The organism is Stygiolobus sp. CP850M (assembly GCF_037389425.1).
Lineage (GTDB): Archaea > Thermoproteota > Thermoprotei_A > Sulfolobales > Sulfolobaceae > Stygiolobus.
This window is the reverse complement of the sequence record NZ_JBBHKR010000024.1, coordinates 1-11,685: the sequence shown is the minus strand read 5'-3', so window position 1 is coordinate 11,685 and position 11,685 is coordinate 1. Positions and strand designations below refer to the sequence as shown.

Here is an 11,685-nt window from a genome sequence, read left to right as displayed (position 1 = left end):
ATTGAAATACGGATTATTCCAGAGCCCAAATGGGTCACCGTTCCAACCATTATAATTCCAGATGCCTATGAAGTTTATACCCATAGAATTTAATTGAGATATTACGTCCTCGTAATAGTTTATGGTGTCCTGATACCCTGCTGGGGGATTAAAATCAATATATGTTGTTGAAGCAGGATTATTATAGCCTTGAACATCACCGTCACGAAAACCTATTTCACCTATAAAGAAACTAATACCTTGTTGGTTCGCAAAATTTTCTAGATCTGAAATTTGGTTAACGTAATTACTTGGTATGCAAACTACACCATTCGCGTAGTTGTATGAAGGATAGGGGTATACATCATATCCTATGTAGTTTAGTGTTATTCCATTAGATTGTAAATATTGGAAGACACTTTCCACTGAACTTACGCTTTGGCCCAGATCTGTGTAATAGAATAATTTAGCGTTAGGTAGTATCTGCTGTATTGCTGAATACACTTCGTAATAACCATAATTGTTTAAATTGTTCATCTCTGAGATTCCTACGACTAACTTTTGTCCACCATTTGTAACAGCAGCTATCTTATGAAGTGTGTATTCAAGCAAGACCATTTGAGCAGGTGTAACACTCGTTAAATACCCTCTCCAGTTATTAGTAGTTAGGAAGAAGTTAATGAACAACAAGTTGGAGGAGTTGTAGAGCATATCAAGTTTAGATAACTGTTCGGAGATCCAATATTCATTGTTTCCATAATTTAACGCTTGCTGCAGTGAAACGTTTTCATTTCCTAAATTGTAAGTGTTAAAAGGAAAAACTATACCAACAACTAAATTCTGTAGATATGGTAATAGGTTTTCATAAGTACCATTAGACGGACCCCAAGGTACTAGCCAGAATAAAAGTCGAGGATCACTCGAAATATTGTAAGCTAAAGAATAGTTTACAGGTATTAAAGACGTTAAGACTAAAATTAAAATTATAAAGTTTATAGCCTTACTCATGTGTCATAGTATAACTAATATAATTAATAAAGTTTACTCTTCATGTAATTCGAACAAATAGTAAATAATAGTAACTCCAATTAATTGTAGAATTATTCAATTACACCATAATTACACACGAGACTAGTTGTTAGTTTCTCTAATAACGTAGAAGACTAAATACTTTGATTATTACTTAGTTAATGCGACATGAAGTCTGGCCTACGAAGTTTAAAGGTTGAACGTTTTCTTAAATAACGTAATATCAATAATACGACAGCTCCTCCAATTAATAAAATGATGGATGGAATTAAATTCCTTGTAAAAACACCTATTACAATTAGCAAAATGCCTTCAATTATAACAAACCAGGCAAGTGGTTTAATTCCATTAATTAATGGTAAGATAGTAAATATACTGCCATGTATAATGCCTTCCAAATGTCTGTAAACATATATTGCAATTATAATTGCATATAGTATTGAAATTAAAGTCGTAAATTGTAACAGTATTGAAGTTATCATTAGAATGGAAAAAGAAGAATAGCTAAGTGATAAATAAAAATTATATATAAATGAAAATAATATTATAAATAATATTAAAATAATAGATAATAAAGATATTTTTAATATTATTAATATTTTTTCCATTTTTTATCACTTTTTCCTTTTTTAATTCTCTTCAGTTCATTTTGAATATATTTTCTATCCTCTTCCTCTAAATAGTTTGATAATATCTCGATCTTACCAATTACTTCTTTATTCTTAAGCGCTAGATCACTTAAATCTACATGTTGTTTAATTTTACCTTTCTTTGTATTCAGTAAATCGCTAAAAGCGTGTTTGATCTTGTCTTTATATACGTAAGCGTCTTCAACTTTATTATTCTCAATCCATTGTATAAGGAGATTAAAGCACTTGGTATTTCTATCTAAATAATCGTGAATATGAGGGCCTATGATTAATAGACCGTCTTTATTTCTAATCGTTTCCTTAATTACCTCTTTAATTTCACTTTTATCGAAAAGATTAAGATAAGATTTTTTAAGGTATTCAACTATTAGCTTTTTGCGTTCCTCTTTTGTTAGATAAGGAATTGTTTCTTTCAGTGAATTAGTATCGATTATTTCAAGAAGAGATCGGTAGTTTTGGGATAGTTTTTCATAAGCTCCCTTATAATCTCCATTTGAATTTTGTAAGTAATAGTTCCGTTCCCTTTCTTTCTCTTGCTTTTTTATATTTTCAATTATATTGCGTAATGGCTGATCTGGATAGTGTTCTATTTTAGATATTGCTTGTATAAAGTAAGGGTCATTTATAGATACATAGGAGTTAGGGCAATTCTTTAATGTATGATTGAATATTTCTATTGCCTTTTCACCAAATACAGCTTCTAGCTTATAATATAGTCCTGAAGGCTCAAGGTGATGGCAATGTTTTTTTATGAATTCTATTAGTGCCTCTTGATAACTTTTCCCGTCTTTCATTTCAATATTAAGGCTTTTCAAAAATTGATAGATATTAACAAATTTAAATATTTTTTCAGTAGATTTTGTTTTTTCTACATAATCCATTATTAATTGCTTCGATTGATAATTGGGTACATGGTCAGTTCCTCTACCTCTATAAACAATTATATCAAATATACTTGGGTCTTTTGGGGATAAATTCGTTACATATGTGAAATTTCCTCCTATTCTTCTAGCTAAAGCTTTAATTAAATTTGTCGGATCATTTGAGTAAAAAGTTCTATTACCATTGAGCCAATTATTGAGTATGTTATCTACATCGTTATGGGGACTGTTCATTATTCCTTGGTTGACTCTTAATTCCCGTTGCAAACTTATTTCGTTTTTTCTGAAATTTTCATATGATATAAATTTTACATCTGTGTTAAATATATTATAATTTGCTTTTTTATATTCATCCATATCTAATACCAATACATGGAGATGCACATAAGGTCTTCCTTCGATTATTCTATCCTCACCGTATGCTATATAAGCCTCTTTTTCATTAAAGTATTGCGAATAGCCAGTTATTACTATATTGTTATTGGACCAAGGTGAGAAAGAAAAGACTTTATTAATTCCCTCCTCTAGCCATATTTTTTTCAGATAATCTCTTTTATCGTCAGGATAATATTTTACATATATTCCATTATAATAAGAACTTATTATGTGACCTTTAACTATTATATCACCCATATTAATCACTTTAGTACTTCTTTAATCCAATTGAAGATCTCATCGTATTCCTTTTGCGGATAATCAGGCAATCTGAGCCCAGTAGGAGCATGTATAGGCACTGATGGTTTTTCATAGTAGGTTATAAATATCGGAACGTCTTCTCTTAAATTCCTTAGCTGTTTTAGTATTTCAGACCTCGTGTAATTCATAAGTCTTATTCTGTCATTATAATTACCCCATACGTTAAATCCAAAAGTCCCTTCAATGTATTCCCTAACTTTGTCATAATGTGTCAAAACGATTCCGACATGAGGTAGATCTTTTTGTTCTTTTCTATAGTTAACAAGATTGGTCACAACAGTAAAATATCTTCCTAATAATGATTTGATATCAGCATTATCGTTAGATGCATTATTTTTAGAAATCGTTGATAAAGCATGCTCCAGGTTTATTATAATTAAATAAGCTTTAGCATTGAAAATAAAACCGTATATATTTCGTAAATCGTCTTTAGTTATTCCAAGGCTTTCTAATCTTCGTATTAAATTCTCATTCCATTTTTTATAGTCAAAGTCTTTACTCTTAGAGTTGAAAGTGAAGTCCATAATTGGCTGATATAATTCACCTGCTAAATCCACAATAGGTATATTAACTTCTCCACTACCTAGTAATTTAGGATACCTAACAACGAGTCTTCCAACATAAGGCTTTTTCGTAACGTCAGTAGGTGGTAAAGGTTCGCCGTTCCTTATCTTCTCCAAAATTTCATCCCATTCCGGGAGTGGAAAATCGTATACGCCCGGGTTAAAAATGTATGTTATCTTGTTATCGATACTGGCTAAATAGTCTATATGTATAGCAAGTAAGCCCATGAAAGTTGTCTTGCCTGCACCTCTATATCCTATTACCGCTACTGATCTTTTAACAACATCAAATGGTGTTTCGTAACTACTATCAGCCTTATTATTTCCAGTAATTGGTATCCGCATTTTTATCAAATATTAAATAGTGTAAGAGTTTAAAAATCTTTAGTGACTCAATAAAGTGAAGTAAAAATGTATAATTAAGTGAACTTATATAACAAGTTAATACATTTCTAATTATTCGGCTATCTTCTGGAAATCGAGAGCACGTCCTATAATACTCTAATTATATTCATTAATCTAATTAGACTATCTAACTTTATAACAAGGTTTATATATTAGCACTTGAAATTAAGAAATATGGCAAATTTATTTGAAAATAGGCTTGTAAAGATATTACTTCGTAATGCTGCAATAGCTGTAGCTAAGGCTTACAAACACATTAAAAGAATAGACGTAACCCCTATAGAGAAATTAGAAGCTCTCAGTAGAATAAGAGTAAATAACAAATTGATAGGTTTATACGCTGGGGAAGCTAAAGCGGTAATGACGGGTCGCTTTATTAATGTTCTTGAAGTATATGATGCGAAGATTTTTCCGTATAAAAATGTTGAAAAAATTAATGGTGAAGTAACTAAATGCATAGCTAATTCGATTCGTAAACTAGGACCTAAAGAAACTATAATCGAATGTTGTAAACACATGGCCGGATCACTATTTGAACGAGAGCCGAAAGAAACCATAGAAGAATATTGTAAACAAATGACCGATTTAATCTATAAACTAGATGATAAAGAAAATCACGAAGGTGATGTAGAAGAATATAGTGAAAAAACAAGATATTCTATTTATTTGACAGAATTTGAAAAAATTATGAAAAAACGCTCTGAATCGTTCAACGTTCATAGTGATCGCGTTTATCAATTAATTGATCTAATTGATTACATACAGACATTACTTCATGAATATACACACTGGTATGAGTTGGCAGGAACGAAGACTGGTATTTTGATCAGCCAACTTTCATGGAAGGAGAGAATTGATGTCATAAGCTTTACTGGTTTAATTTACGATAAGATAAACTTAGGGAAAATTGTTGGAGAACAATTTGCAAAAAAAGACAAAGCTGACATCATCGGAGAAAGATTAAATGAAGGTGAAGCGAAAAAAGTTCTAGCCAATATGAATAAGTTTTTAGACGAGTTGGCTAAAGATAAAAAAGTTATTAAATACTTTTCATCCCTACTTATAGATTTTATTGATCAGTATAAAATATCGGATATCATTAGTGTATTTATTGAGCCATCAACCTGGGCTTTAGTAGAGAATGAAACATATTTTTACAGAAATGTAGAAAAATACTTTACAGATCCTACTATAAAGGAGTACGCTGAACGTGTATATAAATATAGTAAAGATCTAGGTGACTATGAAAAAGTAGTGAATAGAGTTAAGAGGGCTTTACAAATCGATTTAACTCAATACTTAAATATTGATAAAAAAGATTTAAATGATAAAAAAGATTTAAATGATAAAAAAGATTTAAATGATAAAAAAGATTTAAATGATATCTTAGACGACATGTTAAAGAAATTTAAAGAAGACGATTCTAATTTAGATGTGTCATTTTCAAATGCATCATTATTATCGATACTTATGGATCTAATCAATTATTATAGTAAGGATCCTTTCAAAAAAGAGAAAATAGACATTATTGTGTCCGCTGTGATACGCGATGCGGAAACCTTAAAGTATGTTTTAAAGATAATGTCAAGATACAAAGGAGAGCTAAATCGTCATGGCTTACCAAGTGTTTGTAGTGATTTAGTATCTGAGGGTAGACTAATTGGAGGATGTTTCAATCCAGATGTTGGAATTACCGGCGATAAACCAGTAAACAGACCATTTGGATCCTTAGAAGAAATAGTCGGTAATCTCGCATTATCCCTTAAACCCGCACTAATCTTAGCTTATCTTTATTCAACAGATGTAGATGACAACCCTGACTATAAAAGAGCGGTACAAAAAATAGCCGAAAGACTAAAATATTCAGGGATTGATGACTTTACAAAAATAGCGATTGATGAGATTAAAGACTTAAAAATACAATTAAATAAAAATATATTTTATAATGAAACAACAGAAAATTGCTTAAGTAATAAGGATGAAGTAGTTTGTGAGAAAATAGGGGAATTTCTTAAGGAATTTCTAAGGTATTGGATATATATCGTGTTAAGACTAGGGAGGGCACAAGAAATGTTACCGAATAGGCACGGCATCTTCATATTCTAAAGGTGAAAAATATGTATGACGCGATAGTCGTGTTAGGAGGAGGAGAATTAAGCGAGGGTAGGATTAATGAAGCAATAAGGTTATATAAACAAGGTATAGCAAAATACTTAATCATAGTAGGAGGAAAAGACGATTATGAAAAAATGTATAAAAAAGCCTTAAAAGAGACCAAAAATATAAAAAACATCTATTTTGATGGTAATTCTTCAAGTACGATAGACAATGCATTCTACGCCAAGAAAATAATTAGGAAGCTAAATACAAGGAGCATATTGATAGTTACGTCGAAATTCCATGTAAAAAGAGCGGTAAAATCTTTCGAGTTATTTTTAGGTAATGAATACAAAATAGATGCGATAGGCGTCGAAGATAACCCGGATACTTTCACTTTGCTAAAAGAAAAATATTTAGATGAGATTCTATATCTTTACGACTACTTGAAGGGAAAAGATGATGAAGAAATAAAGGCATTCTTTGATACAATAAGAGAACCGCTTGATAAAATCCTTAAAAGGGCTTACGAACTAGGACTTATGGAAGACCTTGGAATCGATTAAATAAGTAACTAATTGACCTTGTTCATGATCTAAGGGAGGTACCTTGTGATTCATTAAATTAGGCGTTAGACTCACCTTCACATTCAACGTTAGATTTTGATTTAGAGAAAAGTCTCCTACTTTTTTCTTTATAACCCCCGCTTAATCATTATGACGTTAAGTAATAAGTCTCTCATTCGAACTCTAAGCATATTACTGACTAATGTTGCCATGGAATTCAACGAATTCCCAGCACATCTACTTACTTACCTTAATGCACTGAATGGGCGTGAGTCCTCTCCTAGAAGGCTCCTCCTTTCAACCATGAGTTCTGCTCTTAATTAGTGCCTAGACGAGGGAACCAGAGCCTCCATTTAATTAACTATTCCAATAACGTCACGATTATTTTCGTGACCGCGTAAACAACTAAACTAACGACACCCTTTTTCTCCTACCCCTTCACTTTTGATGAGCATACAGCCTCAGCTTGTTTAATAGCATCAAAAGGGCCAGATTGTTAAAATAATAATATCAAATGACGTTAACATTACCATTTATGGGAAACAGTCGTCAACGACATAGATACGTTAAATAACTGAGCTTGTGACATCTAATTATGGCTAAACTTATTGAGAGGGGCAAACGGAACTTTCTGCTAGCTAAGGACGCCTTAGCTAAAGGTTATTACTGGTTATCAAGTCTTTCTATTCACCAGTCCGTGGAGTTGACTGTGAAAGGAATTCTAGAGACTATGACGAATACACACATTTTCACGTAACCTTACTGAATTGATTAAAAAGATAGGATTACCAGTCCCTCCTGAAGTATTACAAGCTTGCCGTTGACATCAGTTTCAGATAAGCCGTGAATTTTATGTCATTTGATATTATTTAACATTCCTAGCTCTTCTCGTGAAAGTTTATAAATTTTGTAGTTACATACTATCATGTAGAAGAGAGCCCTACAGTGAACTCGATGAGCAATGTGAGGGGGAGGATGTGTTCGATGAGGCTCCCTATGTCCTTGAAGGGAGTGGTGTAACTCCCGTAGACAGCATGGGGAGAGAAATAAGGGGAATGAGGACGAGAGGTTGAATACAAATTCATGAAACCTCAATGAAAGCCCAACCCCTGAACTTAAACACCCACTATATCTCTGCTAGGTATGCTATGTTCTCTTGTTATCATAGGGAGGTGCTGAAAATTGTAAGAAGAACGCTGAGGAGGTTCTTAAATGGTTGAGGATCTTCTGAGAAGTGTTAATCAGAGGTTTGAATTGAAATTTTAAGAATTCGTTGTTGAGTTAATCAAACTCTACCCTTCCTCTATGATTGTTCTCGTCGGTAGTAGGGGTACCAATATGAATAGACCTAACAGTGACTTCGACATAATACTCTTCATAGAATGTGAAAACCCTTTGAATAAGATGTTAGAAATATATTATAGGACACAAACCCGTTCCCGATAGCTTGAAGCCCAGTGAAGTAAATGACAATAACATGCACCTATCTCATAATTACGGTTATAAAATCCTTTACGACGATTTAGATCTAAAGGAGAAGATAGAAGGGATGGTTAGGAAAAACCAGAAAAAGTCAGAGAAATAGCAAAACATGACGATAAGAAAGTTTTACTGTCATGAAGAACTTCATTTATGTAACCAGTTTACGTGAGTATTATCGTTAGAATTCACTGACTTTCCTTACGTTCGTTGTTGATTATCATAGTAATTTAATAAGAAGAAAAGCTTAATATCTTGGTAAGGTAGGAGTGGATTGGGGATGAGGGGTAGGTAAATTGCCGGGCGACCTTTCATAGGTCGATTCTGACCCTCATCATTCCCCTCATCCCCGGTTTCTAGTTATCGAGGGAAACTTCTCTTTGTGAAGAGCATGAATATAACTCGGCGGTGTTAACGAGGTGTTTCGTAATGCCTTATAATCGTTCAAGACCTTCTCCCCGTTCCCGGTAGATTTGATCTAAAATATATCGTCCTAGATTTCATGAAAAGGATTTTAGAAGGAGTAAAAGGAAACCCCGGTAATTTTGATTTTATAATTTTCGACGACATAACGGACATGCTTAATGAGCTGGAAAATAGAAGAAAAGAGGGGTCTAGAAAAATAGCGTGGTATACTTTTTTACAGAACCTGAAGGAGATATAAAGGACAAGACAAGCTGGGAGAGCACAAAGAATATAAGGATAAACTATCCTTTGCAGTGCGGCTTTGACCTATATAAAGGGTAGAATTCAAAGGGGAAGAGTTGAAAATTAAATGGCTAATGCACTAGAGAGTTGAGTATCCAAGATATTGGAACGGTGAGTTTGACCCGTTAAAATACTGCTCCTCGGTTTACGGGCTCAAGTTTTTGATGCACATTACGTAGGAGTCATATGGGGGAGGGACTTAATATGGAGGAATAACGGTTGGACAGTAAACCCTGGTCCAATAACTGACTACGTAGGCGGAAGGTTTTCTTTAAGGAGTAGTTGCTAATAAGGATAAAAAGAAGGCGTTAGCACTCATCAAGAACAGATATTATATAATGCTAACCAGAGGGTTGAAAGGAGTTTACGTGTTTTTCGAAGATAAGGAGACTGCCGATGCTGTGAAGAATTTGATAGATTACTCGATCACCTCTCCTCAGTCTTAGGAGTATATTGAATTAGTTTCGTCGCGGTTTAGATATCTCTTGTTAACTAGAGACAATGTAGAACTAGGGTTTATATAATATTTCATTCCCTTTCCCTTAATAAGTCTTCAGAAGTCGGTAGCTCGAAAGGTATCCCTTCTTTTAACCATTTTTCAGTTAGTTCTTTTATTTTTTCCTTCTTCTTTAATTCTTCTTTAGCCTTACTCACTCCGTAAGCAATAATAATATTAAATGCTTCATTTCTTGACCTAGCGATACCCATCTCTACCATTTTTTCAGCTATTTCATAATACTCGTCGTTTACCTTAAGTGTTACTATCCTCATACCATGATATTACTCAAGAAACAAGATAAACTTTACCCTAGTAAAAAGTGAAGGGGAGGGAATATTAAATAGTATTTTAAGGAATTCTTCATTGTGGTTTTTCACATGTCTTTTGCGAATTATATTTTTCCCTGAAAAATTAGTACAATTAGTGACAAATAATACAGTACTTGCAAGATTATTCTGTATAAGCTAAGTTATTAACCCATATCACCTTACGCTTTTTAGACCTGTCGATGGTCTTACTCAACCGTGAAAACACCATCAAGGAATGGTTTCAATTTAACCCTAAAGAGACTTTTGTAGACGTAGGTGCATACATAGGTTCCTATTCATTAAGAGCAGCTAAAGTAGGTGTCTATTCTCTCTCAATTCCTTATCTGTGAATGCATTAAGAGCTGCTAAAGTAGGTGAGGATGTAATAGCAATAGAACCTAATCCAGAATCTTTTGCCATACTCATGAAAAACATCAAAGACAATAATTTCCACAACATAACGGCATATAACACAGCTCTATGGAGTAGCGAAGAGGAATTAATACTTCAACTAGATCAGGGATCATCGACAATATACCACGATTCCAACGAAAGACCAAAGGTTAAAGTAAAAGCCGTCCCATTAGACAAACTTAAATTAAAGAAGATTAATCTACTTAAGATAGAAGTTGAAGGCGAAGAAGTTGAGGTACTTAAAGGAAGCACAGAAACTCTGAATAGAGTAGACAAGATTACAGCAGTTATGGGAATCTTAGGGAGGTAATACCAAGAAGTCGGTATTAGCGAGAAGTCTTTAATTTTAGACGTCGTCCCGCTGAAAAGATGAAGATGTCAAACCGAAAGGGACAGGTAGAGTACGCTAAGGAGAAGCTGGTCAAGGCGGTCAACCAAGTTCTGGGCGTGGTCAGGAGGAAGGGGAGGAGCAGGAAGGTCGGGTTGGCGCTAGTCCTCATAACCCTGCTAGGTGGGAGGACCAGCGTGAAGAATGCTGCTGAGACGTTCGGGTTGGACTACGCAAACCTGCTGGAGGCGTTGGGAGAGCTCCACGACGCGTGGAGGCTGGAGGTCCTGTCAGTGTTGGTGAAGGGTGAGGTAGCCGTAATCATAGACGACACCGTGGACCACAAGGAGTACTCCATGGGGAAGACCGTGAGCCCCCACGGGAACTACTGGATATACTGCCACGCCCACCGGAGGTTCGAGAAGGGCGTTCAACTCCTCACGGTCGCCATAGTGGACCTCTCCACGGGCAGGACGTTCATGGTGGGAGCCTTCCCCTACGCCGTGAGGAAGATGTTAGATTTGGGGATTGTCACCGAGTTCAAGACCAAGATCGACTTGGCCAGGGAGATGTTGGACGTGCTCAAGGGGTACTTCCGCGTGTCCAAGGTAGTCTTCGACTCGTGGTACCGGTCGGAGAAGCTCGTGAAGGACAACGTGGTGTCTGAGCTCAAGTCCAACCGAGCTCAGGGTCGAGTCGGTCCAAGGGACCCTCGAGGAGGTGGAGGGACACCTCCGAGTGGGATACCCCCGGAGTCTACTACGCCGACCTGACCCTTGGAGACCGAGTGACTACAGTAAAGTTGCTAGTCCGGGAAAGTGACTCCGGGACACAGGCTAGGTATCTCTACACGACCGACCTCTCGCTCAGCGAGGAGGAGATCGAGGAGGCTTGGAGGATGAGGTGGGAGATTGAGGAGCTTCACAAGGACGTCAAGGCCTTGGGACTGGAGGACTCCTCGTTCTGGACGGTAGACCCAAAATCACCTCCTTAAAAATAAATCTATAGTGTAAATAAGTGTTTTCACTAGATTAATTGTAAAATTCTCTGGATTGAATAAATCTGGAAAAAATAAAAGAATTA

At 35.1% G+C, this 11,685-nt stretch carries 14 protein-coding genes and 1 pseudogene; 10 read left to right on the top strand and 5 right to left on the bottom strand.

The window, feature by feature from the left end; translation table 11 throughout:
• The 4 genes from WIW89_RS01190 to WIW89_RS01175 form a co-directional block, all read right to left on the bottom strand.
• On the bottom strand, positions 1-987 hold a 987-nt coding region (locus WIW89_RS01190), incomplete at its 3' end, for a hypothetical protein (protein WP_337719456.1).
• A 179-nt stretch (positions 988-1,166) separates the two neighbouring features.
• Positions 1,167-1,616 carry a hypothetical protein gene (locus WIW89_RS01185; RefSeq protein ID WP_337719455.1) on the bottom strand — a complete coding sequence of 150 codons (450 nt, stop codon included), beginning with the start codon at positions 1,614-1,616 and terminating at the stop codon, positions 1,167-1,169.
• A complete protein-coding gene (locus tag WIW89_RS01180) occupies positions 1,601-3,172 on the bottom strand; it encodes a hypothetical protein (protein ID WP_337719454.1) in 1,572 nt (523 codons plus the stop codon). Before WIW89_RS01180 ends, WIW89_RS01185 begins: the two co-directional genes overlap by 16 nt.
• A 5-nt stretch (positions 3,173-3,177) precedes the next feature.
• On the bottom strand, positions 3,178-4,143 hold the full coding sequence (locus WIW89_RS01175) for a hypothetical protein (protein WP_337719453.1): 966 nt from the start codon (positions 4,141-4,143) through the stop codon (positions 3,178-3,180).
• 234 nt (positions 4,144-4,377) lie between these two features.
• Between WIW89_RS01175 and WIW89_RS01170 the strand changes: the two genes are divergently transcribed.
• From WIW89_RS01170 to WIW89_RS01145, 7 genes are all read left to right on the top strand, one after another.
• On the top strand, positions 4,378-6,309 hold the full coding sequence (locus WIW89_RS01170; protein ID WP_337719452.1) for a hypothetical protein: 1,932 nt from the start codon (positions 4,378-4,380) through the stop codon (positions 6,307-6,309).
• Positions 6,310-6,320: 11 nt separating this feature from the next.
• Positions 6,321-6,866: a YdcF family protein gene (locus WIW89_RS01165; RefSeq protein WP_337719451.1), complete on the top strand. Its 546-nt coding sequence runs from the start codon at positions 6,321-6,323 to the stop codon at positions 6,864-6,866.
• A gap of 595 nt (positions 6,867-7,461) precedes the next feature.
• A complete protein-coding gene (locus tag WIW89_RS01160; protein WP_337719450.1) occupies positions 7,462-7,623 on the top strand; it encodes a HEPN domain-containing protein in 162 nt (53 codons plus the stop codon).
• Positions 7,624-8,150: 527 nt separating this feature from the next.
• Positions 8,151-8,312: a nucleotidyltransferase domain-containing protein gene (locus WIW89_RS13575; protein ID WP_443296278.1), complete on the top strand. Its 162-nt coding sequence runs from the start codon at positions 8,151-8,153 to the stop codon at positions 8,310-8,312.
• A gap of 1 nt (position 8,313) precedes the next feature.
• Positions 8,314-8,451, top strand: a complete 138-nt coding sequence (locus tag WIW89_RS01155) for a hypothetical protein (RefSeq protein WP_337719449.1) — start codon at positions 8,314-8,316, stop codon at positions 8,449-8,451.
• 396 nt (positions 8,452-8,847) lie between these two features.
• Positions 8,848-9,009: a hypothetical protein gene (locus tag WIW89_RS01150; protein WP_337719448.1), complete on the top strand. Its 162-nt coding sequence runs from the start codon at positions 8,848-8,850 to the stop codon at positions 9,007-9,009.
• Positions 9,010-9,183: 174 nt separating this feature from the next.
• Positions 9,184-9,342 carry a DNA/RNA helicase domain-containing protein gene (locus WIW89_RS01145; protein WP_337719457.1) on the top strand — a complete coding sequence of 53 codons (159 nt, stop codon included), beginning with the start codon at positions 9,184-9,186 and terminating at the stop codon, positions 9,340-9,342.
• 239 nt (positions 9,343-9,581) lie between these two features.
• On the opposite strand, the gene WIW89_RS01140 is transcribed toward WIW89_RS01145, so the two are convergent.
• A complete protein-coding gene (locus WIW89_RS01140; protein ID WP_337719447.1) occupies positions 9,582-9,824 on the bottom strand; it encodes a VapB-type antitoxin in 243 nt (80 codons plus the stop codon).
• A 236-nt stretch (positions 9,825-10,060) separates the two neighbouring features.
• On the opposite strand from WIW89_RS01140, the gene WIW89_RS01135 reads away from it, so the two are divergent.
• From WIW89_RS01135 to WIW89_RS01125, 3 genes and pseudogenes are all read left to right on the top strand, one after another.
• Positions 10,061-10,210 (top strand): hypothetical protein, encoded by a 150-nt coding sequence (locus tag WIW89_RS01135; RefSeq protein WP_337719446.1) that lies wholly within the window; start codon positions 10,061-10,063, stop codon positions 10,208-10,210.
• Entirely contained in the window at positions 10,207-10,584 is a 378-nt protein-coding gene (locus WIW89_RS01130) for an FkbM family methyltransferase (RefSeq protein WP_337719445.1), read from the top strand. The genes WIW89_RS01135 and WIW89_RS01130 overlap by 4 nt, the downstream gene beginning before the upstream one ends.
• 65 nt (positions 10,585-10,649) lie before the next feature.
• A pseudogene (locus WIW89_RS01125) lies at positions 10,650-11,569 on the top strand (transposase); the annotation flags it as partial.
• Positions 11,570-11,685 lie beyond the last annotated feature (116 nt).